This is a genomic window from Arthrobacter sp. AOP36-C1-22 (assembly GCF_052377515.1).
In the GTDB taxonomy this organism is placed as follows: domain Bacteria; phylum Actinomycetota; class Actinomycetes; order Actinomycetales; family Micrococcaceae; genus Arthrobacter_H.
The window spans coordinates 49,641-73,078 of record NZ_JBQSWW010000010.1; the positions used below are offsets into that span (position 1 = coordinate 49,641).

General features: G+C 64.3%; 24 protein-coding genes, 2 tRNA genes, 2 pseudogenes and 1 riboswitch. Of the genes and pseudogenes, 19 read left to right on the forward strand and 9 right to left on the reverse strand.

What is annotated here, in order from left to right:
* Nucleotides 1-10: 10 nt before the first annotated feature.
* From ACT3S6_RS07710 to ACT3S6_RS07725, 4 genes are all read left to right on the forward strand, one after another.
* Nucleotides 11-84, forward strand: a tRNA-Ile gene (locus ACT3S6_RS07710).
* A 37-nt stretch (nucleotides 85-121) separates the two neighbouring features.
* A complete protein-coding gene (locus ACT3S6_RS07715; protein ID WP_444554469.1) occupies nucleotides 122-238 on the forward strand; it encodes a DLW-39 family protein in 117 nt (38 codons plus the stop codon).
* Nucleotides 239-248: 10 nt separating this feature from the next.
* Nucleotides 249-321, forward strand: a tRNA-Ala gene (locus ACT3S6_RS07720).
* 43 nt (nucleotides 322-364) lie between these two features.
* Nucleotides 365-565 (forward strand): hypothetical protein, encoded by a 201-nt coding sequence (locus tag ACT3S6_RS07725; RefSeq protein ID WP_441356577.1) that lies wholly within the window; start codon nucleotides 365-367, stop codon nucleotides 563-565.
* A gap of 360 nt (nucleotides 566-925) precedes the next feature.
* On the opposite strand, the pseudogene ACT3S6_RS07730 reads toward ACT3S6_RS07725, so the two are convergent.
* Nucleotides 926-1,966, reverse strand: a pseudogene (locus tag ACT3S6_RS07730) (recombinase family protein); the annotation flags it as partial.
* Nucleotides 1,967-2,387: 421 nt separating this feature from the next.
* On the opposite strand from ACT3S6_RS07730, the gene ACT3S6_RS07735 reads away from it, so the two are divergent.
* Nucleotides 2,388-3,083, forward strand: a complete 696-nt coding sequence (locus ACT3S6_RS07735; protein WP_441356576.1) for a hypothetical protein — start codon at nucleotides 2,388-2,390, stop codon at nucleotides 3,081-3,083.
* Nucleotides 3,084-3,584, forward strand: coding sequence for a GNAT family N-acetyltransferase (locus tag ACT3S6_RS07740; RefSeq protein ID WP_441356575.1), 501 nt, complete (start codon nucleotides 3,084-3,086; stop codon nucleotides 3,582-3,584).
* A gap of 36 nt (nucleotides 3,585-3,620) precedes the next feature.
* Here the strand turns inward: ACT3S6_RS07740 and ACT3S6_RS07745 are convergent, their stop codons facing one another.
* Entirely contained in the window at nucleotides 3,621-4,028 is a 408-nt protein-coding gene (locus ACT3S6_RS07745; RefSeq protein WP_444554470.1) for a RidA family protein, read from the reverse strand.
* A 219-nt stretch (nucleotides 4,029-4,247) separates the two neighbouring features.
* Between ACT3S6_RS07745 and mobF the strand changes: the two genes are divergently transcribed.
* Entirely contained in the window at nucleotides 4,248-7,703 is a 3,456-nt protein-coding gene (gene mobF / locus ACT3S6_RS07750) for a MobF family relaxase (protein ID WP_441442611.1), read from the forward strand.
* A gap of 171 nt (nucleotides 7,704-7,874) precedes the next feature.
* Here the strand turns inward: mobF and ACT3S6_RS07755 are convergent, their stop codons facing one another.
* Genes ACT3S6_RS07755 through ACT3S6_RS07765 form a run of 3 tightly spaced genes read right to left on the reverse strand, consistent with a single transcriptional unit; the run spans nucleotide 7,875 to nucleotide 10,489 of the window.
* Complete coding sequence (locus ACT3S6_RS07755) at nucleotides 7,875-8,726, reverse strand: ABC transporter ATP-binding protein (RefSeq protein ID WP_441356572.1); 852 nt, start codon at nucleotides 8,724-8,726, stop codon at nucleotides 7,875-7,877.
* Nucleotides 8,701-9,399 (reverse strand): TetR/AcrR family transcriptional regulator, encoded by a 699-nt coding sequence (locus ACT3S6_RS07760; protein WP_441356571.1) that lies wholly within the window; start codon nucleotides 9,397-9,399, stop codon nucleotides 8,701-8,703. Before ACT3S6_RS07760 ends, ACT3S6_RS07755 begins: the two co-directional genes overlap by 26 nt.
* Nucleotides 9,400-9,457: 58 nt before the next feature.
* Entirely contained in the window at nucleotides 9,458-10,489 is a 1,032-nt protein-coding gene (locus ACT3S6_RS07765; protein ID WP_444554471.1) for an ABC transporter substrate-binding protein, read from the reverse strand.
* A 65-nt stretch (nucleotides 10,490-10,554) separates the two neighbouring features.
* Between ACT3S6_RS07765 and ACT3S6_RS07770 the strand changes: the two genes are divergently transcribed.
* From ACT3S6_RS07770 to ACT3S6_RS07785, 4 genes are all read left to right on the forward strand, one after another.
* Complete coding sequence (locus tag ACT3S6_RS07770) at nucleotides 10,555-11,445, forward strand: siderophore-interacting protein (protein ID WP_441442605.1); 891 nt, start codon at nucleotides 10,555-10,557, stop codon at nucleotides 11,443-11,445.
* Nucleotides 11,423-12,454: a FecCD family ABC transporter permease gene (locus tag ACT3S6_RS07775; RefSeq protein ID WP_441442604.1), complete on the forward strand. Its 1,032-nt coding sequence runs from the start codon at nucleotides 11,423-11,425 to the stop codon at nucleotides 12,452-12,454. Before ACT3S6_RS07770 ends, ACT3S6_RS07775 begins: the two co-directional genes overlap by 23 nt.
* A complete protein-coding gene (locus ACT3S6_RS07780) occupies nucleotides 12,451-13,503 on the forward strand; it encodes a FecCD family ABC transporter permease (protein ID WP_441442603.1) in 1,053 nt (350 codons plus the stop codon). The genes ACT3S6_RS07775 and ACT3S6_RS07780 overlap by 4 nt, the downstream gene beginning before the upstream one ends.
* Nucleotides 13,504-14,119: 616 nt before the next feature.
* Entirely contained in the window at nucleotides 14,120-15,010 is an 891-nt protein-coding gene (locus ACT3S6_RS07785; RefSeq protein WP_444554472.1) for a DMT family transporter, read from the forward strand.
* 70 nt (nucleotides 15,011-15,080) lie between these two features.
* Here ACT3S6_RS07785 and ACT3S6_RS07790 read toward each other — a convergent pair whose 3' ends face one another.
* Nucleotides 15,081-16,004, reverse strand: coding sequence for a hypothetical protein (locus tag ACT3S6_RS07790; RefSeq protein ID WP_444554473.1), 924 nt, complete (start codon nucleotides 16,002-16,004; stop codon nucleotides 15,081-15,083).
* A 170-nt stretch (nucleotides 16,005-16,174) separates the two neighbouring features.
* Here ACT3S6_RS07790 and ACT3S6_RS07795 point away from each other — a divergent pair, with 170 nt between their 5' ends.
* The 4 genes and pseudogenes from ACT3S6_RS07795 to ACT3S6_RS07810 all read left to right on the forward strand — a co-directional run bounded on the left by ACT3S6_RS07795 (nucleotide 16,175) and on the right by ACT3S6_RS07810 (nucleotide 19,363).
* Entirely contained in the window at nucleotides 16,175-16,720 is a 546-nt protein-coding gene (locus ACT3S6_RS07795; protein WP_444554474.1) for a peptidylprolyl isomerase, read from the forward strand.
* A gap of 121 nt (nucleotides 16,721-16,841) precedes the next feature.
* Nucleotides 16,842-16,955: pseudogene (locus ACT3S6_RS07800) on the forward strand (rhomboid family intramembrane serine protease); the annotation flags it as partial.
* 237 nt (nucleotides 16,956-17,192) lie between these two features.
* Nucleotides 17,193-17,714 (forward strand): rhomboid family intramembrane serine protease, encoded by a 522-nt coding sequence (locus ACT3S6_RS07805; RefSeq protein WP_444554494.1) that lies wholly within the window; start codon nucleotides 17,193-17,195, stop codon nucleotides 17,712-17,714.
* A gap of 677 nt (nucleotides 17,715-18,391) precedes the next feature.
* Entirely contained in the window at nucleotides 18,392-19,363 is a 972-nt protein-coding gene (locus ACT3S6_RS07810; protein ID WP_444554475.1) for a GNAT family N-acetyltransferase, read from the forward strand.
* 28 nt (nucleotides 19,364-19,391) lie between these two features.
* Here the strand turns inward: ACT3S6_RS07810 and ACT3S6_RS07815 are convergent, their stop codons facing one another.
* Nucleotides 19,392-20,006 carry a LysE/ArgO family amino acid transporter gene (locus ACT3S6_RS07815; protein WP_444554476.1) on the reverse strand — a complete coding sequence of 205 codons (615 nt, stop codon included), beginning with the start codon at nucleotides 20,004-20,006 and terminating at the stop codon, nucleotides 19,392-19,394.
* Nucleotides 20,007-20,077: 71 nt separating this feature from the next.
* Between ACT3S6_RS07815 and ACT3S6_RS07820 the strand changes: the two genes are divergently transcribed.
* Nucleotides 20,078-20,989, forward strand: coding sequence for an ArgP/LysG family DNA-binding transcriptional regulator (locus ACT3S6_RS07820; protein ID WP_444554477.1), 912 nt, complete (start codon nucleotides 20,078-20,080; stop codon nucleotides 20,987-20,989).
* 44 nt (nucleotides 20,990-21,033) lie between these two features.
* Here the strand turns inward: ACT3S6_RS07820 and ACT3S6_RS07825 are convergent, their stop codons facing one another.
* The gene (locus ACT3S6_RS07825; protein ID WP_444554478.1) at nucleotides 21,034-21,525 is read right to left on the reverse strand and encodes a DUF3817 domain-containing protein; all 492 of its coding nucleotides are present in this window, start codon (nucleotides 21,523-21,525) and stop codon (nucleotides 21,034-21,036) included.
* A 70-nt stretch (nucleotides 21,526-21,595) separates the two neighbouring features.
* Nucleotides 21,596-21,660: riboswitch (guanidine-III (ykkC-III) riboswitch) on the forward strand.
* Between the two features lie 21 nt (nucleotides 21,661-21,681).
* Between ACT3S6_RS07825 and ACT3S6_RS07830 the strand changes: the two genes are divergently transcribed.
* The gene (locus ACT3S6_RS07830; protein WP_444554479.1) at nucleotides 21,682-21,996 is read left to right on the forward strand and encodes a DMT family transporter; all 315 of its coding nucleotides are present in this window, start codon (nucleotides 21,682-21,684) and stop codon (nucleotides 21,994-21,996) included.
* Nucleotides 21,997-22,011: 15 nt separating this feature from the next.
* Here the strand turns inward: ACT3S6_RS07830 and ACT3S6_RS07835 are convergent, their stop codons facing one another.
* Nucleotides 22,012-22,263 (reverse strand): cell division protein CrgA, encoded by a 252-nt coding sequence (locus ACT3S6_RS07835; protein WP_444554480.1) that lies wholly within the window; start codon nucleotides 22,261-22,263, stop codon nucleotides 22,012-22,014.
* Nucleotides 22,264-22,404: 141 nt separating this feature from the next.
* Between ACT3S6_RS07835 and ACT3S6_RS07840 the strand changes: the two genes are divergently transcribed.
* The gene (locus ACT3S6_RS07840) at nucleotides 22,405-23,205 is read left to right on the forward strand and encodes a class E sortase (RefSeq protein ID WP_444554481.1); all 801 of its coding nucleotides are present in this window, start codon (nucleotides 22,405-22,407) and stop codon (nucleotides 23,203-23,205) included.
* Between the two features lie 66 nt (nucleotides 23,206-23,271).
* Complete coding sequence (locus ACT3S6_RS07845; RefSeq protein ID WP_443383319.1) at nucleotides 23,272-23,436, forward strand: hypothetical protein; 165 nt, start codon at nucleotides 23,272-23,274, stop codon at nucleotides 23,434-23,436.
* Nucleotides 23,437-23,438 lie beyond the last annotated feature (2 nt).

A 23,438-nucleotide genomic window follows, 5' to 3' on the forward strand; every position in this document is an offset into this window, starting at 1 on the left:
GGGACAATGAGGGCGTATAGCTCAGGCGGTTAGAGCGCTTCGCTGATAACGAAGAGGTCCCAGGTTCAAGTCCTGGTACGCCCACGGAATCCCTCCATCTTCCAGGAACTGTGGAGAATGCATGCGGAAATTATTGGTCGCAGTCGTGGCCGCCGCCTCCGTGGTCGTCTACCGTAGATGGAAGGCCTCCGAATCGGAGAAATCCGTGTGGAAGGCATCGACGGATCAACTCGATTGATTCCCGTCACGGGGGTATGGCGCAATTGGTAGCGCACCTGCTTTGCAAGCAGGGGGTTAGGGGTTCGAGTCCCCTTACCTCCACCCAAAGTGTCTTACGGGAACACGCGACATCGAAAGATGTTGTGTGTTCCCGTTTCGCTTCCTTGCCTTCGTCGCCGCCCTGGTGCGCTTCGCGGAAGATCGTCGCGAAAGGTTCGGCCAGCGTGGGACGGAGCTGTTCGTCGTCGGTGATGTCGAGGCGCGTGTAGAACGCTTGGTTCGCGAGTCGCCTGTCAGCGTCTCCGGAGCGCGTGTAGGCACGGTGCGCGTCGGTGAGCAGCCGTAGCGAGTCGTGGAGGAAGGCGCGCCCGCCGGTGTGGTGCTCGCTGTGTTCAGCGAGTCGGCGGTTCACATCGGCGAGGCCCGCGCGGATGCGGTCTTGGTGCCTTTTCAACGTGTCGAGGTCGATGGCGTCGGCGAAGTGCGCGGCGAGGAGCTTGTCGGACTCGGATTCCAACCTGGCTCGGTTCGCCGTCAGATCGGCAAGTTTCTGGTCTTGGCTGGTGTTGCGCTTGTCGAATGCCGCATCAACGTCGGCCGCGATTCGTTGGTAGGTGGTGTCACTAATCGTGATGCTCGCGTAGGAGTCCGCGACGAGACGTTCCGCGACCGCGACGGGAACCGCGCGTCTGGTACAGGTCGTCTTCTTCGCAGCGCGGCCGGAGCAGATGAAGTAGGCGTAGGTGACACCGCGTGGGTTGGTGGCGAAGTCGAGCAGCATCCGCGACCCACAGGTGCCGCAGTGCAGCAGGCCCTTGAGGTGGTGGGCGTGCTGGACGTGCCGGGTCATCTTCGCCGTCCGCGCCCGGAGCAGCGACTGCACCTTGTCGAACAGCGCAGGCTCCACGATGGGATCATGCGCGCCCGGATGCAGCGCACCTTTGTAGCGGATCACTCCCGCGTAGTACGGGTTCGTCAGGAGCTTGTAGAGCGTGTTCTTCCCCAACGGCTTCGACGGACGCTTCGGCGTCGGCACCGTGAGTAGCCCCCGTGCGGTGAGGTCGCGGAGGAGGCCGGTGACGGAGGTCTCGCCTTCGGCGTAGTGCTCGAACGCCCAGGTGATGAGCGGTGCTCGTTCGGGATCGACCTCGACCGTGCGAACCTCCCGCCCGTTGTCGTCCGTCTTGCGGACGTTCAAATAGCCGATGGGGGCGCGCATCGGGGTGCCGCCCTGGGCGACCTTCTGGGTGAGGCCCTTGGTGACTTCGGTGGCGAGGTTGCGGCTGTAGAACTCCGCAATACTCGACATGATGCCGTGCACGAGCATCCCCGACGGCGTCTGATCGATGCTCTCGGTCGCCGACACCAGGGTGACGCCTGCGCCTATGAGTGCTTCGTGGATTTTCACATCGTCCGAACGGTTGCGGGCGAGCCGGTCGAGCTTGTGGACGATGCAGAACGTGATCCGGGTGGCGGCGATGAACGCCAACATCTCCTGCAACCCATCCCGATCCGCAGACCTCGCAGACTCCCCGGCATCCACGAACTCCCGCACAACCCGCGCGCCCAGTTCGTTGGCCTTCCTCGCGTTGGCCTCTCGCTGCGCGGGGATCGAGAACCCCTCCTCGGTTCCGCCCCGCTCAGCCTGCTCACGGGTCGAGACGCGGAGATAGGACACAGCCAGCAGCACCGGCCGATCGTCCGCTTGCGCGTTGGTCGGGATGACTGTGGGAGCGGTGGTGGTCATGCGGTGCTCTTTCGTCGGTGCAACAGCTCGGGTTCTTCATGCTCTTCTACTCTGCCGCGCGCATCTGACATCAGGCTCAGATTCGCAGGCATCGGGAGGTCGTAAGGGTCAGGTTCCCCGGCCCGGTAAGCCTCCCAACGCGCCTGGGTGATGTTCAGCACCCACTCCACGAGCTTCCCCATGTCGGGTTCGGCACGGCGGATCGTGCGGAGACGGAGCTGCCCCGGATCGCTCCCCGCCCCTGCCCCGAGCGCAGCCCGGCTTTGCGCCGCGTGTGGTGGGCGCTCACGGGTCGGGGCTGGGGTCAGGCCACTCACCACCAATCTCATACAAAAGCAGATACGCCAGAACCAAGGTAGCACACTCCTCGCGTAACGGCCATTGTTTGAGATGAAGTGGTGGTTCCACTACGATCAGAGGCATGAGTCAAGACGTGGAGGACATGCCGCTGCTGGTCCCCGAAGACCTGCCAGCAGGCTGGGTGATGCCTGATCCTCCCGTGATCGCCTCTTCTGCCGACTCGGTAGCCATCGATGCCGCGCTCAAGTACGACAAGCGGACATACCCCACGCCGGGGTCGGACGGGAACCTGAGCGGGTATAACGATGGTCGCGACGGTCGCTGGTTCCTCATCGAGCACACCCAGTCCCGTACCCGCGTGCTGCTACGCCTGCAACGCCAATACCTCATGCACCAAGAGCCAATGGGTGAAGTGCGGATCACGGGGATCGTCTACCTGCCCGAGCTGGCGGGCGACCCGGTGGCCAGCCCGATCCTTCGGAACTTGCCGACCTCCCGGATTGAGGCGGCGATCAACCGCCGCCAGTTCACCGTCACCGGAGCCACCCGCTTCGAGGGCGGCACACTCACCATGCCCTCGGGTCGCATTCTCCACTCCTCAGAGGTCATGCAGCCGTTGGGGAACCCGAAGCGGATCGCGGACTTCTACGAAGTCGTCGCCCTCCAACACACCCGCCTCGTAGACGACGGGGAGACAAACCCGACCGCGAAGATGGCAGAAATCAGCCGCGTACCCCTCTCCACCGCACAAGGCTGGGTCGCCCGCGCCCGCTCGAAGGGGTTGCTCCCGCCTGGACGACGCGGACGCGCGGGATAGTTGGACGAAACGCAGAGCATGACCTTTGATTTCGTGAGAGAAGCGACGGCGGCAGACCGTGGGCTGCTCGCGCGGGCGACGCTCGACAACCTGAACTGGAACGGCCCGCGTTTCACCATGCGTGAGGTCGAGGACACCCCGCAGTTCCGCCACTACTACGACGAGTGGCCAAGAGATGAGGACTTCGGCCTCGTCTCTGAGGACGCCGACAGAATGGTCGTCGCAGTGGTCTGGCTACGTTACTTCACCGCCCAAGACCCCGGCTACGGATTCGTCGCGGACACCATCCCGGAGCTGAGCATCTGGGTCAGCGCCGCGCATCGAGGCCAAGGCATTGGTGGACTGCTCCTGCATCGAATCTCCGAGACAGCTCGATCCCGTGGCGTCGCGGCGATCAGCCTCTCCGTCGAGGACGGCAACCCCGCCGCGAGACTCTACGCCCGGCACGGCTTCCGACCTGCCCCGAACGGTGTGCCGGGCTGCCTGCTCATGGAACTCTGACGCAAGCTTTTCGCCACCTACCGGCGGGCTTCGCAGTCAGTCAATGACGGCGGCAACCGCTTCGATCTCGACCAGCTGGTCGTCGTAGCCCAACACCGTCACGCCCATCAACGTGCTCGGCACGTCGTGTTCTCCGAAGGCATCGCGCACGACCTCCCAGGCCGTAACAAGATTGCTCTGCGAAGAAGATGCGACCAGCACGCGAGTGCTGATGACATCCTGGATCGTCGCGCCAGAAGCGGCGAGAGCACGCTTCATCGTTTCGATACATGCGGCAGCCTGGCCCGCGTAATCGCCGACCGCGACGGTGGTACCGTGCTCGTCAAGCGGGCACGATCCGGCGAGGAAGATCAACCGAGAGTCCTTCGGTGCTGTGGCCGCATACGCGTACTCGGCGACGTCTGAGAGGTCGGAAGCGAGGATCAACTGAACGGAACTCGGCATGCCCCTCATTCTCTCAGGACAGTCGCCGCCGTCATGTCCGCGCCACCTGACCCCGTGCCGCCGACCTTGCCGAGCACGCTCCGCACGCGCCACCTATGTACCCCGCCTTCCACCCCAGCACCCATTCTCTCGCCCCAATCTCAGAATGAACGTATCCTAAGTGCCGTAGTTGCTGATACGCTAGATGCCCAATGAGGCGGCGGAAGGGCGGTGGTCGGGATGCATGGCGGCGTGATCCCGTTCCGGGGCACCGGGGCTGATGCGCTGCGCTATGTCGAGTCCGACCGCTCCCGCGCCGACGACTACTACCTCGGCGCGGAGACGACCGTCGCGCAGTTCGCGGCGCTCGACGGATCGGGCGCGGTGACCGCTGAGCTGGCCCTTGACCCTGCCGCGTATGCGGGGTGGGTGGACTGGGTGAACCCGCTCACGGGTGAGTCGATGGGAAGACCTCGGGGTGCGGGGTCGGATCGCAAGGCGTCGCCCCGGTTCATGGAGATGGTCATCAACACGCCCAAGTCGCTGTCGATCGCCGCCGCTCTGCACCCGGAGGTCTCCGACGCTCTCGATGCCGCCCAGCAGGACGCTTTGGCGGAGATTCGGCGCTGGCTCGCCCTCCACTCCGTGACTCGCGTGGGGTCGCTGGGGGCGCAGGAGGTCGTGCCCGTCGAGCAGATGCACGTCGTCGGCATCACCCACAGAACGAGCAGAGCGGGTGATCCGCACCGGCACATTCACATGCAGATCGGCACAAGGGTATGGGCGGCCGGGAAATGGCGGGGCCTGTTCACCGCCGCGCTGTTCAAGCAGCAGAGCGCGATCCGCGCCCTGGGCACCGCGGTGATCGCCGCCAGCCCCGAACTGCATGCTGTGCTTGACCGGCACGGCCTGACTCTCGACCCCGTGACCGGCGAGGTGGCCCAGTTGCAGCCGTTCAACGCGCTCATGTCGAAGCGCGGCAAGCAAGTAGGCGAGAACCTCGAACGCCTCGAAACCGAATGGGATCACGCGCACCCCGGCGAAAGCATGGGGCCGGTCGTCGCCACCCGGCTGCAAGCCGAAGCATGGGCCTACCAGCGGCCTGCGAAGAAACCCACCTCCCTCGCCGAGGAAACCGGCTGGGTGACGGAGCTGCGCGAGGCCGGATACGACCCCGCAACATTGCAACGGCCAGCGCCGCGCGCATCGGTGCGATTGGACGAGTTGAGTGTGCAGGAGGTTGCATCCCGCGCGCTGGATCGTTGCGCCGCTTCCAGTTCCGCGTGGACGGCGCACACGGTGACTGAGCACGCGGCGCGGATCATGACCCAGTACGGCGTGCAAGCATCTCCTGCCGAGATACGAGAGTTCATCACGGCGGCGTCGCGGTTGGCGTTGGAGGATTGCTTCTCGATCCTCCCACCGGACAAGCCTGCGCTGGAGCATGTGGCGCATCTGACGAGCGTGCGCGTCATGCAAGCCGAAACCGAACTGCGCGACCTCCTCACCGCCCGCATACCCAAGATCGAGCCGGCAGTGCCGGACGTGCGCCAGTTGGCGCAGGCCGCCGGCCTCGACGTCGGGCAGACGGAAGCGGCAGCAGCACTCGCATCGGCTGATCCGCTGGTGGTCGTGGAAGGGGCAGCGGGCAGTGGGAAGACGACCATGCTTGCCACGGCCATCCAAGCTGCCGAGCGGGAAAGTCGAGCAACGCGGGTGGTTGCGCCGACGAAGAAGGCCGCCGACGTCGCACACCAGACGCTCGGGGTTCCTGCGGATTCGGTGGCGGCGCTCGTCCACGCGCATGGCTACCGCTGGAACGCCGATGGCGTATGGACACGCCTGGAACCCGGCGACACCGATCCTGAGACCGGACGCACCTATACCGGCCCACCCGATGCGGCATGCCTCCGAGCGGGTGAGCGGATTGTCGTGGACGAGGCGGGCATGCTCGACCAGGACAGTGCCATCGCCCTGTTCACCGTTGCCGCCGAGTCGGGCGCGACGGTTGCGCTTGTGGGTGACCGGGCGCAACTGCCAGCCGTCGGCAGAGGCGGGGTGCTCGATATGGCCGCGCAGATTCGCGGCCGCACCATCGACATGGCCGAAGTCCACCGCTTCACCGATCCCGCCTACGCCGAACTGTCGGTGCGGTTGCGGGAACGGAACGATCCCGGCAAGGTCTTCGACCAACTTGCCGCGCTCGGCCTGATCCGCCTACACGCCGACGCCGAGCACCTGCACGAGCACATCGCCCGCAACCGGAAGGATGGGGAGGCGGTCACGGTCGCCACCAACGACGAAGCCGCCCGCCTGAACGAGCACATCCGCGACCAACGCGCAGGTGCTGGGGCCGTGGACGACGCCGCGCCTATGACAGGCAGCGACGGCCTCCCCATTAGTTGCGGTGATCTGATCCAGACGCGGAAGAACGACACCATCCTGGGGGTCGCGAACCGGCAACTGTGGATCGTGCAGCACGTCGAGGTTGACGGCACCGTGTGGGCGGCCGAAGGAAGCAGTGACCGCAAACGCGAGCACTCCGTGCGCCTGCCTGCCGCGTATGTCGCCGGGCATGCGCATCTTGCTTATGCTTCGACCGCGTACGGGGTGCAGGGCGTCACCGCCAAGGGGTCGCACACGATCCTTAGCGACGCGATGAGCGGAGCCGCCGTGTACGTCGGCATGACCCGAGGCACCAGCGAGAACCAGCTACACATCATCGCCGAGAGTCTGCCCGCCGCGCGTGAGCAGTTCATTGACGCACTCGAACGCGACCGCGCAGACCGAGGACTCCCCCACGCCACACAGCAAGCAGCAGAAGCCGTGCGCGGTCTCGTGGATGACGGCCCCGCGAAACTCGTCAGCACCGAAGTAGTTGCGCTGATTCGACGTGCCGAACAAGCCGAGGCTCGAGCGGCACAGTGGCAGCAAGCCGCCGAAGCCCTGGACGACCTATACACGCGGCAGCGCGCCGAACGCGACCATGTAGTCCAGGCGAACAAGGAAGCTAAGCAGCAGGTTGAACTCGTACGTTCTGAGGTCGCCGAGCCGCTGACCGCGCAGGCACGGGAAGCGTTCACCAATTGGCAAGCCGCCGATGCCGCTGAGAAGACCGCCCACGAGAAGGCGTGGATCGTGGGGAGGCTCAAGAAGCGTCGCGCGACTGCCGAACACGACGCCGCGCGAGGTGTCGCCCGAGACGTGGAGCGGGTGCTCAAGAGAGCGTGGGGTGATCTGCCCCGATGGAACGAGGGGGAGAATGCGTGGGTCGAGCGCGTCACCCGTCCCCGGATCGATGCCGACCCGCGCGTGATCGAAGCCGAGCAACAGCACGCGACCGCTGCGCAGGCGTTGCATGCCGCGCTGGAACCGAACCCGTGGCCCAGCCTGGGCGTCTACGCCCGCATCTTCGGAGAAGAGACCGTGCGGCAGAACCCCGGCGCGTACGTCAACGCGCGCCCCGCACGCCTGGTCGAAGACGCGACCCGCACCGCTCAGCACGCCCGTGCCGAAGCAGATGCGCTTTGCACGCTGACCCCGGCCGAGGCGGTCGAACGGATTAGGCAGACTCGTGCATCGGAGGAGGCTAAGCGCGAGGCTGCCCGCATGCTTGCCGAGCGCGAGCGCCAACTACGCGCCTCCCGATTTGCCTCCACCGATCCACGCCGTGGTGGGCCAAGCCTGGGCCGGTGAGCCGAGCCGTGGCATGAGTGTTCTTATACTTCTGGGGCGCTTCCGCAGGCGATTATCAACCCCGAGTAATCCGTTCGCAACGCTGATCTCCCGGTCTCGGGGGCTAACTACCGACCGGATGCAGCCGTCGGCGCGCGCCGCGAGCAAGGACGGCGCGACCAGCTCTCATTGTCATCGCGTGTTCGCGACGCTGGTGAGGGGGACGATGACAGGGGCTGTGAGTTCCGGGTCGTGAAGGATGCGTGCCTCGATGCCGAACACATCGCGGAGCAGTTCTCCTGTCATGACCTGCTGGGGGGTGCCGCGCGCGACGATCTGTCCCTGACTGACGACGATGAGCTCGTCGGCAAAGACGACCGCCTGGTTGAGATCGTGCAGCACCAGAACGATGGTGCGACCATCGTTCTGGTTCAGTCCTCGCACCAGTTCGAGGACTTCGAGCTGATGGGATACATCGAGGTACGTGGTCGGCTCGTCCAACAGCATGACGGGCGCTTGCTGCGCGAGCAGCATCGCGATCCACACTCGCTGGCGTTGTCCGCCCGAGAGCTCTGCAACGGGCCGATCAGCGAGCTCAGCGATACGGGTCGCTGCCATCGCGTGCTCGACCGCCCTGGTGTCCGCCTCCGTTAGCGTCCTCAGTGCACGTTGGTGGGGGAATCGTCCTCGCGTGACCAACTCTGACACGGTGATGCCGACGGGGGCCGTCGATGTCTGCGGGAGAATTCCGAGCCGCCGCGCAAACTCCTTAGGCGCGTAGCGTCGTACGTCGGTCTCATCAAGCAGAACCGCGCCGTCCGTGGGATTGATCAAGCGGGCGAGGGCCCTGAGAACGGTGGACTTGCCCGAGGCGTTCGGCCCAATGATGACCGTAACCTTGCCCTGCGGGATTTCGACGTTCAGGTCTCGGCAGATTTCACGTCGGTCGTACGCGAGGGTGAGTTGCGTGCCGCGCAGCCTCCCGCCAGTCGCTGAAGGGTTTTTTGGGTCGTAGGTTTTAGGGCGTCGAGTTGGAGTCGTCATCTGGTCTCGTTTCGATCTGGTCTGGTTGGCCGGGGATGCCCGTGATCGAATCGAGCAGTCCCTTGATAAGTGCGTGCGCCCCGAAGAGGAAGTGGCGTTCGGCGTCTTCGTGCTTGAGGACACGTGCAGTCGCGGACAACGCGGGAAAGCGCGGATCGTTGGCCATGCGTCGCAGGTCTCGGCGTCGACCTTCCCCGGCGTGCACGACGTCGGTGACCGCCAGCGAATGCTCAGCGACAGTCGCCAAGAGGATTGAGCTGTGGACCAGGGGGAGCCTGTAAGCCTCGGCAACAGAGCGCTGGTGCGCATCCATCGCGGCGACGAGGGCGGGAGAGATATCCGACGAGGTTCGCAGCAGGAATCCCGCGATGCCCGGGTTTTCGATCGCGAGCCGCCGCAGCGACGATGCAATGGCGAGCAGATGCTCCTCAAGCGGTTGCCCTTCGGGGGCGGGTGCCTCCCAAGAGGCGAAGATTGCTTCGGCGGTGATGATCTGAATATCCTCGATGCCGCTCGTGTGCTTGTAGAGCGATCGGATAGCTACCCCGAGTTCTTGCGCGACATCGGCCACGGTCACCTTGGGGAGGGTGAGCCGCCTTCCCGCGTCGGCAATCGCCTCGCGAGTGATCTTTCTGGGCCGCCCACGACGGGCAGGCGTGGGCTCGGATGTCATGTCGCCAATTCTTCCAGGGAAGGGTGGGGGCACGCCGGTGCCCCCACTCACCATGCGGTTATTGTTCCCCGAGCGCGGGCACGATGCTCCCTGCGATGACCTCGTCGATGACGTACGGGATCGACAGCGGTGAAGGATTGCGCAGCGCCGTGCTGGCCGACAGATCCATCGCGATAAATCCGCCGTTCTTGACCGCGTTGAGCTGTTGGAAAAGCGTTGAGCTCTCCCAGAACGTCTGGGTGTCGGCGCCGAAGAACCCGATCATGACGATGTCCGCGTCGAGCGCGGCAACGTTTTCCTCCGACACTCCTGCTGATCCGGATCCGTCGCCGAGGCCGGGGAGGGCTGCCGCTGTCTCGCTGAAGGTCATGCCGAACGCATTCATGATTTCGACGCTCGCATCGGCGGGATCGTTCATGACCTTGATCTGGTCGGGGGTGCCCAGTGAAAGCGTGTAATCGTGACCTTTGGTGATTGTGTATTCGGCCGCAGCTTCGACCATCTGTTCCTCGACTGCGGCGATCCGGTCGTTGACCTCTTCCAGTAGCCCCAGCGACTCACCGATGGCGCGTGTCTGATCGCGCCACGGGAGCTGTAGGTAGTTCGCGTCCGACGGGCCGAGGACGGGAGCGATCATCGCGAGTTGGTCGTAGTACTGGCCGAGCTGTGTGTAGGTGGTTGCGATGATCAGATCAGGGTCCAGAGCGGCGATCGCCTCGACATCGAGTTCGGCACCATTGGCACCGGTCGTTGTGGTGTCGATGATCTCGGGCGCCTCGTCGAGCTCGGGGGCAAGCCACGGGGCGATGCCGTCCGGGGTTGCGAAGAACTTCGCAATCGCGATCGGAGTGACTCCGAGGTCAACGGCCACATCGGTTTCCAACAGGCCGAGGGTGATCACGCGCTCGGGTGCCTTGTCAAGTTCGAGGGTCCCGTATGCGTGCTCGATCACGATGCTCGCGTCGCCAGAGGCCGAAGGGCCGGTGCCGTCCGGCTCGGCGTCGCTCGTTCCGGAGCAGCCCGCGAGTGCGAGTGTTGCCGTTGTGACGAGGGCCAGAGCCGTGATCGAGTGTCGGCGCGTTCGTTGCATGTGTGTTCCTTTGCGAATGGAGTAAGGTAAGGGCAACCTTAGTGTAATAAATCATGGAGTAGGAAATGAACAACGTGAGCAATGCGCTCTATGGTGGTCGCCATCAGAAAGTTCTTGACCATCCTGACCATCGCGCCGGTGTCAATCACGGGACGATGACGGTGACCGCAGTGGCTGAGATCGCCCCGTCGGTCGTCCGCGTCACAGCGACCCTCGACCACGATGGCGACGCAGAGCGCTGGCGTGTCACGAACCCAGCGATTCGGCTTGAGCTCCCTGACGTAAAAAGTGATGCCATGGTGTCGCGCGTCTACACGGTGCGCGACTATCGAGAATCATCTGCTGGGGTGCGCGAGCTAGACGTCGACATCGTGCGACACGAGGGAGACAGCCCGGTGATGAGGTGGCTCGCCGCCGCACAGCCGGGGATCGCCGTGCGAATCCTTGGCCCGCGTCCGCATTTCTGCCCGGCGATCGTTTCCGAGCGGCCTGCGTGGATGTTTGCTGACGAAACAGCCATTCCCGCCCTGGCAACTATCCTCCGCGACTGGGTCCAGCCGGGTGTGCGAGGAGAAGCCTGGGTCGAAACGCCTGATGAAGCTGTCTTCACTGAGCTTGAAGCACCGGAAGGCGTCGCCCTCCACTGGTTGCCGCGTCCTACGGATGAGCCGCCCGGAACCACCGGACGACTTGTCGCGGCTGCACTAGAAGCCAGTTCTGCCTTCGCCGAACCCGTGACCGTCTGGGCGGGCGGCGAGCATCAGGAGATGCGGCAGATTCGGGATCACTTCCGCCATGATCGCGGCATGGACCGAACCGAGGTCCAGGTTTTCGGCTACTGGCGTCGAAGTCGCACGAGCAGCCAGGTCGATGAAGCACGACTGCAGCGTTATGAGGAAGCGTTGAAGCACAGTTCCCGGATGGCGCCGCTCGATGACTTCGACGTCCAAGACTGAGCGAGGATCCCAGCCCCTCAGACGCTGGTCAACGGCGCTCATCACCATCGGGGTGCTTGGCGCAGCGATGGCATCCGGGCTGTTCATTGGAGGTCAGTCAACCAGCCCGTGGGTCGTCCTCGGGGTGATCAGAGGTGATGTCGACATCGTTGCTCAGGCCTTGGTCGTCGAGATCCGACTCCCCCGGACACTTGCTGCCGCGATCGCCGGTATAGGGCTCGGCCTCGCCGCATCGCTTCTACAGACCCTGACCCGCAACCCGGTGGCCGATGCCGGCCTCCTCGGCGCCAACGCCGGAGCGACGGTGATGATCGCGTTCGGCATCGCGACCGGTATGGCCGCGGACTTCGTCGCACAGAGCGCCTGGGCGCTGCTCGGCGCGCTCACCGCGACCATCCTCGTGAGCGCCGTCGGACTGAGCGGAAGGATCTACTCGGCCACGCGCCTTGTCCTGTTCGGTGTCGCACTGGGTGCGGTGCTCACCGGGATCACCACAGGCCTGATGCTCGCGGTACCCGAAGCCTTCGACAGCATGCGCAGTTGGCTCTCGGGGTCGATGGTCGGCGTTGCGATGCCATCGAATTTGACAGCGGCAATGCTCATCGGTCTGTCACTCATCGTAGCCCTCGCGGTCTCGCGTGCACTGGAGTTGACCCTCATGGGCGATGATGTCGCGCGTGCACTCGGGGCTCGCCTGCTGCCGACGCGGGCGACAACCGTGCTGGCTGTCGCGCTCGCCAGCGCCGCAGCGACTGCTTTAGTTGGACCGATCGGATTTGTCGGGCTCCTTGGCGCTCACCTCGCCGCGGCAACCGCACAACGACTCGCTCTCCCCGCAGCCTTGCGGCACCTCGTCGCCGCTGCTGGCGGGGGCGCGCTACTCGTCTTAGCAGACTTGGTCGGCCGAATCGCGTTCTGGCCTGGAGAGCTTCCCGCGGGCATCGTCGTGGCAGTCATCGGTTCGCCGTTCCTACTACTCATTATCCGCCGCAACCGGAGCCTCACATGACGAGACCGCATCCGCACCCCTCTGTGGCGATGCCGCGAAATGAAGCGTCGCGAGCCACATCCGAAGTCGTCTACCGACGCCGTCGTAGAACGGCTCTCTCGCTCGTTATCGTCGCGGCTGTCGGCGTCACCACGCTGGTACTTGCTGTGTCCGTCGGAAGCTACGCGATCCCGCTCGATCGGTTCTGGCAGGTGCTCACCGGTCAGGGGACGGGCTTCGATCACACTGTTGTCCTGGAATGGCGGATGCCGCGTGGCGTTACGGCCCTCGCCGTTGGTGCGTGCCTCGGCCTGAGCGGAGCCCTGCTGCAGACCGTCACGCGTAACCCTCTAGCCTCCCCCGATCTCATCGGCATTTCCGGGGGCGCATACACCGCCGTGCTGATCCTGCTGGTCTACGTTGGCTCGCAGTGGGAACTCGTCGCACCCGCTGCGCTCATCGGCGCCCTGATCGTTGCCGCAGTTCTCTTCTCCGTCTCCGGTGGACGCAGTACTCAGAGCGGCAGCAGGTTCCTTCTCGCTGGCGTCGCCCTCGCCGCATTGCTCGGCGGTATCAACAGCTGGATCATCCTGTCCGCCTCCCTTGAGTCTGCGATGACGGCAGCCACCTGGGGTGCAGGTTCTCTCGCAGCATCTACATGGCAGACCGTATTTCTCTCTACTGCGGCTCTCGCGGTCGGATCAGTGCTCAGCTCACTTGCCGTGCGGCGGATCAAGGTGCACACGCTCGGCGACGATCTCGCGACGAGCCTGGGTTCCGCACCTCGCACGCTGCGCATCCAGCTGATCGTGATCTCGGTGATGCTTGCGGCCATCGCGACCGCGCTGTGTGGACCAATCGGGTTGCTCCCGCTGGTTGCGCCACCGATCGCGCGTGCGCTCGTCCGTACCTCTGAGGCGCCCCTCGCGCTTTCGACGCTCGTCGCCGCAGTACTCCTCGCGATGGCCGATCTGCTGGCTCAGCACGCACTCCCGGGCGGACCACCCGCGGGTCTCGTCACCACCGTGCTCGGGGGGATCTATCTCATGTTCGTGCTTCTTCGACGGTGAAACTCCTAGGAGATCGCGGCAGATCGCTCCCGGCGGGCTGCCAGCAATGTCTATACAAGGTCGTCGGCTGCGACGCTTGCCGAAAGGGGCCAACGCCCGGGACAAACCATGCGGCACCAAGTACGTTCTCGAATGCACTGAGAGCTACTTGAGCGCCAAGATCAGCCTGGAAGTTGTTAGTCCTCTGCGGTTCTGTGACTCTCAACGCTGATCTGCGCTCACGCGGAGGCAAGAGTTCAATGCGGCTACCGAGTCTTCGCCCACACCGTGCCCCGGTGAATCCCGAACTGCTTCGCGATCGCCTTCACGCTCACCCCGCGCTCACGGGCTGTTCGCATAGCGTCCACTTCGCTGCCTGTGAGGCGTGTTCGAGGTCGTTTACTTGGTTCTGCCGAGGCCCCAATCAGTGAGTCGTCAACCTTGCCCGACTCGTCGCCGTCACCCCGAATCCTTTGATTCCATGCGGAAACGAGCTTCTGAACCCGTGGTCGCCTGTTCCCGCAGCGCCCAATTGCTTCCACATATTGAAGACAAGGTCCCGGGTCATCGACCCGGGACCTTGTCATTTGTGGACTCGCATCCCGAGGGCTTCTTCCCGGCAGCCTAGAGTGGTCATGTGATCTTCCTGCTGGCTCTCGTAGGCGTCCTTGGAGTCTCCGCATCCGGGCCCCTCGTTGCGGCTACGCCCAGTGTCCCGCCTTTGGCCATGGCCTTCTGGCGCAACGGACTCGGTGCCGGCGCCATGGGCGTGATGGCCACGGTCCAAAGCCGCGGACGACTGCGGTTCCCCACGCACCGCGAATGGAAGTACTGCCTGATTGCGGCCGTCGCGTTGGCCCTGCACTTCGCCACGTTCATGACCTCGGTACGTTTGACCACCGTCGCTGCGGCTACTGCGCTGGTGTGCCTGCAGTCCGCCTGGATCGCCGGCTTCCAACGACTCCGTGGAGCTGCTCTGGGCAAGCAGGTCGGGTGGGGCATGGCCCTGTCCTTGGCCGGAGTCGTTGTCATCACCGGTTTCGATGTCGGCGACGGGTCGGCAGAAGCCCTCCTCGGAGACCTACTGGCATTGGTCGGAGGAGCCTTTGCGGGGGCCTACACGCTTGCCGGTAGCAAGGCCCGGGCCACGATGGACACCGGAAGCTATACGACGGTGTGCTACGCCTTGACGGCCGCCATGCTCTTGATCATGTCCGTGCTCATGGGGGAACAGCTCGTCGGGTTCCCGCTCGCCGGATGGGTCGGGATCATCGCGCTGACGGTTGCCTCCCAACTGCTGGGCCATACTGTCTTCAACCACCTGGTCGTGGCCTTGGGGCCACTGGTGGTCTCGATGATCATCCTGCTGGAGATCCCGGGAGCGGCGATCCTGGCCGGGATCTTCCTGGGTCAGAGCCCGCCGGTGGGAACGTACCTGGGGCTGATCCTGATCCTACTCGGGCTCCTGGCAGTGGTCTGGGGGCAAGGGCGGAGCCTACGGCACCTGCCAGCCGTCCAGGATGACTGAGCACCAGACAAGACAAAAGCGGCGGTGATCCTTCAGGATCACCGCCGCTTCACGCGTTTCGGATGAATGCTTACTTATCGTCCGAATCGTCGGCACGCCGGCGTGCGGAGCTCCGCGGGCCCGGCTTCGGGGCGTCCGTGCCCTCCTCGGCGGCAGGGGCCTTTGCGGCCTCGGGTGCCTTCGGTGTCGGCTCGGCTGCGACCGGTGCCTTCGGCTCTTCGGTTTCCGCCTTGGCCTGTGCCGTGGCCTCGGTGACGTGGGTGTGCACGTCCTCGGTCTTCAGCTGGGTCTCGGGAGCCGGAACCGGCGCGGGGACGGGGGCCGGCTCGACCGGGGTCTTCCAAGGATCCTCGACGGGCTTGGAAGCACGCCAGGCGGCCACTCCTGCGGTGACCACCGCGGCGATGATGCCAAAGACCAGGAAACCGCGCTTACGGCTCTGACGGGCCTTTTCGCGCTTGAGCTGCTTGGAGGCTTCCTTGGCTGCGGTCACTGCGGCCTTCTGGGCCCGCTTGAGTGCCTTCTTGTCACCGGTGGCCCGGGCAACTGCCTGCTCGACCTGAGCGGGAACCTGGACATCATCCAACCGACGCGCCGCGTATCCGGCGGCATCGCCCAGACGTGCACTTGCGGAAGGGATGTAGTCATTGACCACGACATCGCGGGCATGCTGCAAGGCCGGGGTGGCTTTGTCGAGGGTTTCCTGCAGCCGCGGAGAAACGTCATCGACGGCCTGGGAGATGCGCGGAGCGACCTTGTCGAGACCGTCTTGGATCTTCGGGGTCACCTTGGCGACACCACCGGCAATTTCATTGGTGGCACGCTGGAATCCCTCCTGGATGCGCGGGGAGGCATTCTCGACGCCCTTCTCAAGCCGGGGCACCGCCCAGTTGACGGCTGCATCTACCTTCGGGGCTGCCCAATCACGGGCATTCCCGGTACCGGCATTGACCGAACAACGCAGATCTCGGGCCATTCGCTTCTTCTTCTTCACACGTTCCTCCCAAGTAGTTGGAGTATCCACGCCTAGCCTACGCGTTGGAGGGTTGACGGGCTATTCACGACGTGGGTGAGGCTACCGTCCAGGACCGATGTTCACTGTCCGCGTAGTCGACCTGCCGCGGGGGCTCACGGATGAGTGCGGGGAAGTGGAAGAATGAAGTCATGACTGCAATCCCCACGCATAAGGCCACCATCCACACGAACCACGGTGACATCGTGGTCAACCTGTTCGGCAACCACGCCCCGAAGACGGTCAAGAACTTCATCGGACTCGCCACCGGCGAGCAGGACTGGACCCACCCGGAATCGGGCGAGGAGAAGACCGGCACCCCGTTGTACGACGGCACGATCTTCCACCGCATCATTTCCGACTTCATGATCCAGGGCGGGGACCCGTTGGGCCAGGGCGTCGGCGGCCCCGGCTACCGATTCGACGATGAGATCAACCCCGATCTGGACTTCAACGAGCCCTATAAGCTCGCCATGGCCAACGCCGGCCTGCAGATGGGCCGGGGCACCAACGGTTCGCAGTTCTTCATTACGACGGTCCCGACCACCTGGTTGCAGGGAAAGCACACCATTTTCGGTGAGGTGACGGACGAGAAATCCCGGGAAATTGCTGCCGCGCTGAACAAGGTTCCGACCGATGGCCGCGATAAGCCGCTTGAGGACGTTGTCGTCTCAAGCATCGACGTCGAGGCCCTCTAGACTCAGGAACAGCCACGGCGGACATCCCCCGCACAGCAAGGGCGGTTCCCCATCGACTCCCCGGAGCCGACGGGGACCGCCCTTTCGTCTTCCATCCCTGACCACGAACCAGGAGCATGACATGGCCTTCGGCCAACCAGAGCAGGAACCCCAGACGCCGGTTCCGACGTGCCCGCGGCATCCCGATCGTCCCTCGTACGTTCGCTGCCAACGCTGTGGGCGCCCCGCCTGTCCCGAATGCCAGCGCACGGCCGCCGTGGGGGTCCAGTGCGTTGAATGCGTCGCGCAGGCAAACAGCGAACGGCGCCGACCGCAGACGGTCACCGGCGGGCGGCTGACCTCTGGACGTCCGACCGTCACGTATGCGGTGATTGCCCTGTGCGTGGTGCTCTTCGGAGGCCAGTACCTGATACCGGGGCTGACGGATCGTCTGCTCTATGCCGGCCTGTACACAGGGAGCGAACCGTGGCGCATGATCACTTCCTTGTTCCTGCACTCCACGGGTCTGATCATGCACATCGCCTTCAACATGTATGCCCTCTACATCCTGGGCCGGGTCCTGGAGCCGGCCCTGGGGCACGTGAGGTTCGCGGTCCTGTACCTGGTGGCCGGTTTCGGCGGCTCGGTGGGTGTGTTGCTTCTTGCGGCGCCGAACGTCGCGGTGGTCGGCGCCTCCGGCGCCGTATTCGGGCTATTCGGCGCGTTCATGGTCGTGACCAAGGCCCACGGTGGCAACCTCGTCCCCGTGTTGGTGATCATCGGCATCAACCTAGTCATCGGTTTCCTGCCGGGCGCCAACATCGCCTGGCAGGCCCACGTGGGCGGTCTGGTCACCGGTGGTGCGGTAGCGGCCGTGTTGGTCTTTTCCCCGCGCGGTAGGAACCGGGCACTCCTTCAATGGAGCGGCATCGGGATCATCGTGGTGGCGCTTGGCGTACTCACCTGGTTGGGCTGGGCACCGATCCGCGCACTGTACCAACCAATAATGGGTTGATCGACCAGCGGTCCGGTTGTATTCGGGTCACATCCACGGGGTGGGCGGTGGAATCATTCCACCGCCCACCCCCTTTTTCGTCGCTCCCGGGGAAGACTATCCACAGGGTTTATCCACATTGTTAATAACTCACAGCCGTGTAATTCACTGAACATTCCGTCCGCGCATCCCCGGGTGCTGGCCCGAAGGCATCAAATCGTGGGCCGATCCGCTTGAATATTCACATAACAATCCACACCTGTGGATAACTGTCGTGCACAGCCTGTGCGTACAGCTTCATGACGAGCTTTCGAGCAGTGCCCGTCGGCCCGGGGACACCAAAACCGCGAAATCACGCGGAAATTCGAACATCGAGTCGTCATCCACAGGGGTTGTCCACATTGTTAATAACTCACACCCATGTAATTCGAATGCCTTCCGGGACCTGCATCCCTGCCAGCGCGGGCTAATCGAACATAGTTACGCACAGCTCTATCCCCAGCTGTGGATAACTATATTCACAGCATGTGCATGACTGGGGTGAACCCGGACCGGAACGCTGATCGACCCCACCAGCAGGCCCCTGACACCACGGTGGAACACGGGGTGGGGAGGTGACGTGGGACAACACTCGCCTGTATCTTGAGTCCACCCTGGAAATTCCGGCGGCATCGGGGCAGGGGATGACTGGAGGATCCATGACCATACGCTTTTCCGCCCTGTCAGCCGTCGATCTCGTTGCCTGGTCCGGTCTGACGAACCTCTTGGCGCAGGCCGATGAGACCGACGAGTTCTACGATGCCGAGGATCTCGCGGAAGAACTGGAAGAACCCGGATTCGATCCGGGACGGGACAGCATCGCGGTGTGGGACGGCGAGGAACTGGTGGGTTTTGGGCAGCTGCGTGTGGCTGACGTGCTCTTCGAGGGCCAGGCCAAGGCAACCATCGATGGTGGAGTGCATCCGGACCACCGGGGCCGAGGAATCGGCCGCCGGATCATGGATGGCCTGGAGGCCCGTGCGCGCGAATTGGCGGCGCAGAGGCACCCCGGGGCTCCGGTGAGCGTGGGTTTGGCAACAGGAGCCGAAGGATCCAGCTCGGGACGCATGGCCGTGTCGCGGGGCTACGCCCCGGTTCGATATTTCACCGACATGATGATCGAGTTGCCGCGTCGGCGCGGTGACACCGTGGAGGCGCCCCCCTCAACGGAAGGGCCGCTGATAGAGGTCTACACCGCAGAGATGGAAGAAGCGGTCCGACGGGCCCATAATGATGCCTTCGCCGATCACTGGGGGGCGGTCCCGAAGACCCGGGAACGATGGGCCGATCAGCAGTCCGCCCGAAGCTTCCGTGCGTCCCTGAGCCCGGTCGTCCGCACCAGGGATATCGGGCTGGATCCGGTGGAAAGCGTCGATGGATATGCCTTGTGTGGTCAATGGGCCGAGGGGGAGATCCATGTCAGCTTGCTGGGCACCAGGAGTCGCGCCCGCCACCAAGGGCTGGCCTCCGCCCTGTTGGATTGGATCGTGACGGAAGCAGAGCGCGATGGGTACCGGATGGTGGACCTGGCGGTTGATTCAGCCAGCCCCACCGGTGCGGGCCGCGTTTACGAACGGGCCGGGTTCACGGCGGTCCGGACCTGGACGGTCCATAGGCGTCAACTGGACTGACCGTGTCGTCGCTCGTCCCAGCCGAGGTTCATGGCCCGGTGAGCAAGCTGATGGCGACCAACAACATGACCGCGGCTACCAGGCCATCCAGGACCCGCCAGGAGCCGGGGCGGGCGAAGAAGCCGGCCAGGAGGCGGGCGCCGAATCCGACCGCCGGAAACCAGAGGAAGCTTCCCAGCACGGCCCCGGCGGCGAAGATCCACCTCCCCGGGTCGCCGTGGGCGCTGGCAATCGTGCCGAGCAGGATCATGGTGTCCAGATAGACGTGGGGATTCAACCAGGTCAGCGCGGCAGCAGTGGCTAGTACCGACCTGCGGGTGGTCCCCGGGGTCCCGCGGTCGACGGTGAGCGCCGCAGGACGGACAACCCGACGCAGCGCCACGAAGGCATAACCGACAAGGAAGGCGGCCCCCGCCCAACGGGCCAGCACCAGCAGCCAGGGGGCCGTGGCGACCAGGGCCCCCACCCCGGCAACGCCGGCGAAGATCAAGACCGCATCGGAGAGGGCGCAGATGAGGACAACGCCGAGCACGTGTTCGCGCCGGATGCCTTGGCGCAGTATGAAGGCATTCTGTGCCCCGATCGCGATGATCAACGCCAAACCGGAACCCAGTCCGGCGAGCAGGGAAGGAAAATAGGTCACTGGTCAACGGTAAGCGGAGCAACATGCAGTAGACCAGCTAAAGATATGCATGGGACATTAGAATATCTAATATGGATTTTCCGGCGGACCAGCTCCGCGCTTTTGCAGCGGTCATCGATACCGGCACCTTCGACGCAGCCGCCACACGGCTCCGGGTGACTCCTTCGGCGGTGAGCCAACGGATCAAGGCGTTGGAAACGCAGGTCGGAACCGTGGTCGTCCGTCGGGGAAAGCCCGCGCTGCCCACGGCCGCCGGCACGGTCTTGTTGCGCCTGGCGCGCCAGACCGATCTCCTGGCTGCAGAAGCCGCGGCGGAACTCTCCGGCGGGGGCGCCACGGACCCTGCCCGGACCCCGGTGCGTGCGGCGGTGAGGGTGGTCGTCAATGCTGATTCCCTGGCGACCTGGTTCCCCGGCGCCTTCAGGTTGTTGGCCCAGGATGGAAGCCTTGAACTCGAACTCCTGCGTGAGGATGAGTCCGTTTCGGCGGAGTTGTTGCGGGCGGGCACGGCGATGGCGGCCGTGACGACCGACGGGAGGGCCGTGCAGGGGTGTTCCACCGAACTCCTGGGGACACTGCGGTACACGGCGATGGCTTCAGCGGCGTTCAGGAGGCACTGGTTCGCTGAAGATCCCCCGCGGGGGCTTGCGGTGGCCCCCATGGTTGATTTTGATCGTTCGGACCAGCTGCAGCACGCGCTGGTCCGATCCGTCTGTGGTGTGCAGGCGGAGCCCCCGAGACACCATGTACCGGACTCGTCCCAGTTCGTCCGGGCGGTCATCGACGGCCTCGGATGGGGGATGGTGCCGGACGCGCAGGACCCGGGAGAGGGTCTGCTGGAGGTCCTGGATCCGCACTGGACCCGCGGGGTCGAGCTGTATTGGCAGCGGTGGAAGCTTGATTCCCCGGCCCTGGCGCGGGTCGGTGAAGCCGTCCGGACAGCTGCCCGGAATTCGGGGGTGTTGGAACTACCCCGTCCCTGAGCACCTGATCCGCGGCCCGAGGCCTGCCAACGAAATGTGTCGGCCTAGCCCCGGGGAACCGGTGGACCGAGCATCAACAGCACCGTAAAGACCACGGCGATGAAAACGATGCCCAGAATGACCGCGGGAAGGGGATGGCGTAGGCACCATGCCTGGACGATTTCGATGAAGCCATGGGGCTCATCCCCGCCGACACCCAGCCTCCAGCCGCCGTCGAGCAGGCCCGCCCGTTTGACGGAGCGTTCGAAAGGCACCGTGCAGAACGGAATGAAGGCGGAGGCCAGCCCCAGCAGGCCCCGGCCGAACGACCACCGTTGATTGACCCAGACGAAGCAGGTCACCACGCAATAGCTGATGAACGTCAGTCCGTGGATGCCCCCGAAGACCGGAACGAATTTGTCGCTGATGTTCCCGTACTTCAAGGCCATTCCCAGCAGCAGAAGCCCCCAGGTGAACATCTCGGCAGTGGCCAGGAAACCATAGAGCCGCTGGGGTGTCAGACGGGATCCGGTCAGAGGGGTGGCAGTGGGAGGCATGGTGTCCTTTCGTCGGGTATACAGCATCTCACGACTAGGTCCCTGCTCCATGGCGGTGTGCTAGCGTGCCGGGCAGGAGCCGATTGCTCCGACCGGACGAGGGAGCCGTACCCGGACAGCGACAAGACGGCCGCCGGAAGGTAACGGTGGTTGATCATGGCGTGGTTCGTGCTGATTGTCTCAGGAATGTTCGAAGCGGTATGGGCGATCGCCCTCGGCAAATCAGAGGGTTTTTCAAAACTGGTGCCCAGCCTCGTGTTCGGAGGCGGGCTCATCGTCAGCATGAGCGGACTGGCATATGCCATGAAGGACATACCAACAGGAACCGCCTATGCCGTCTGGGTGGGCATCGGAGCTTCCCTGACGGTGATCTACGGGATGGCAATCGACGGTGAATCCATCAGTTGGGTCAAGGTCCTGCTCTTGATGCTCCTCGTAGGATGCGTCGTCGGACTCAAATACGTTGACTGAGGCCCTTCGGCCCGGCTAACGCCAGCGCGTCGTCATGAAGAACCCGACCATGGCGATACCGAAGCCGATCACGATGTTCCACCCGCCGGCGATCCCCAACGGAAGAGTGGCCTGGGAGATGTAGTAGGTGATGATCCAGAGCAGCCCCAGGATCATCAGACCGAACATGACCGGCTTGTACCACACCGGAAGGGCCTTGACATCCCCGTTCTTATTGGCGGCTTCAGACTGCCTGCGGGCCTTGCGGCGGGTCCTCGACTCGGGCACTGGTACTCCTGACCTTGGGCGGGTCAAACACTCGTTGTTTGCGACCCGGGCGATACTGTCATGGGTGGGGGCCGGCACAGCAGTATCCATGCGGCCACCCACGTCACCGACATTCTACCGGTACCGCGTCAGGAGGTTTTCGTGCCCGCTGTCCCCGAGTCAACAGCGCCGCTGAAACCCGGGCGTCGACGGAGCCGATCCGCGGCGATCATCGGTGGCCTCGGCGAGGTCCTGGTGACGCTCGGGGTCATCGTTCTCCTTTTCGTGGCATGGGAGCTGTGGTGGACCAACATTGAAGCCGATGGCGCCCAGGAAGAGCTGACGTCCAGAACGCTGCAGGAATTCGCCGGTGGTGATGCGAACGCCTCCACCGGCCCTTCCCAATCGGCAGAGGCCGCCGATGCCGACCGGAAGAAGTACGGCACCCCGGAAAAAACCAACCTGGACGGGGAGGAGACCTTCGGGGTCCTGTATGTGCCGCGCTTCGGGAAGGACTATGCGCGGCCCATCTCCGAAGGGGTAGGCAGCGACGTCCTCGACCATTTGGGCATCGGACACTACCCGCAGACACAATTGCCCGGCGAACAGGGGAACTTCGCCGTCGCGGCGCACCGGCAGACCCACGGACAGGTCTTCTGGGATATCGACAAGCTGGTCGACGGGGACCAGCTGTACGTCCAGACCCGGCAGGGCTACTACACCTACCGGTACCGCAGCACGGAGATCGTCGATCCCTCGGATTCCAAGGTCCTGCTGCCGGTGCCGCACGAACCCGGGGAACAGGCCGGCGAATCCTTGCTGACGATGACCAGTTGCCATCCGCCGTTCACGACACGGATGCGGATCATCGCCTATTCGGAGCTTGAATCATGGCGCCCCTTGGATGCGGGACCCCCAGCGGTGATCGCCGAAGCCGTGGGTCGCGCGACCGGCGGCGGCTGAATCCGGAAATCTACGTCCCCGGTCCGCCACCATCGAAGAACACCACCCCAGTGAAGGAGTCAGAGCGTGTACGCATGGTTATTCGGAAAGCTACCCGGCCCGTGGTGGGTGCGTCTGTTGATTTCAGCATTGCTGGCGGTGCTCGTCATACTGGTGTTGATGGAATACGTGTTTCCCTGGGCCAGTCAGTACAGCCCATGGACCGAATCAACGATTGGTCTGGTGCAGTGACA

Bases quoted from the DNA above. Each gene is read 5' to 3' on its own strand.
- ACT3S6_RS07715 (WP_444554469.1), top strand. From the start codon at position 122: ATGCGGAAATTATTGGTCGCAGTCGTGGCCGCCGCCTCCGTGGTCGTC.
- ACT3S6_RS07735 (WP_441356576.1), top strand. From the start codon at position 2,388: ATGAGTCAAGACGTGGAGGACATGCCGCTGCTGGTCCCCGAAGACCTG.
- ACT3S6_RS07745 (WP_444554470.1), bottom strand. From the start codon at position 4,028: ATGCCGAGTTCCGTTCAGTTGATCCTCGCTTCCGACCTCTCAGACGTC.
- mobF (WP_441442611.1), top strand. From the start codon at position 4,248: ATGCATGGCGGCGTGATCCCGTTCCGGGGCACCGGGGCTGATGCGCTG.
- ACT3S6_RS07755 (WP_441356572.1), bottom strand. From the start codon at position 8,726: ATGACGACTCCAACTCGACGCCCTAAAACCTACGACCCAAAAAACCCT.
- ACT3S6_RS07760 (WP_441356571.1), bottom strand. From the start codon at position 9,399: ATGACATCCGAGCCCACGCCTGCCCGTCGTGGGCGGCCCAGAAAGATC.
- ACT3S6_RS07765 (WP_444554471.1), bottom strand. From the start codon at position 10,489: ATGCAACGAACGCGCCGACACTCGATCACGGCTCTGGCCCTCGTCACA.
- ACT3S6_RS07770 (WP_441442605.1), top strand. From the start codon at position 10,555: ATGAACAACGTGAGCAATGCGCTCTATGGTGGTCGCCATCAGAAAGTT.
- ACT3S6_RS07775 (WP_441442604.1), top strand. From the start codon at position 11,423: ATGACTTCGACGTCCAAGACTGAGCGAGGATCCCAGCCCCTCAGACGC.
- ACT3S6_RS07780 (WP_441442603.1), top strand. From the start codon at position 12,451: ATGACGAGACCGCATCCGCACCCCTCTGTGGCGATGCCGCGAAATGAA.
- ACT3S6_RS07795 (WP_444554474.1), top strand. From the start codon at position 16,175: ATGACTGCAATCCCCACGCATAAGGCCACCATCCACACGAACCACGGT.
- ACT3S6_RS07805 (WP_444554494.1), top strand. From the start codon at position 17,193: ATGATCACTTCCTTGTTCCTGCACTCCACGGGTCTGATCATGCACATC.
- ACT3S6_RS07810 (WP_444554475.1), top strand. From the start codon at position 18,392: ATGACCATACGCTTTTCCGCCCTGTCAGCCGTCGATCTCGTTGCCTGG.
- ACT3S6_RS07820 (WP_444554477.1), top strand. From the start codon at position 20,078: ATGGATTTTCCGGCGGACCAGCTCCGCGCTTTTGCAGCGGTCATCGAT.
- ACT3S6_RS07825 (WP_444554478.1), bottom strand. From the start codon at position 21,525: ATGCCTCCCACTGCCACCCCTCTGACCGGATCCCGTCTGACACCCCAG.
- ACT3S6_RS07830 (WP_444554479.1), top strand. From the start codon at position 21,682: ATGGCGTGGTTCGTGCTGATTGTCTCAGGAATGTTCGAAGCGGTATGG.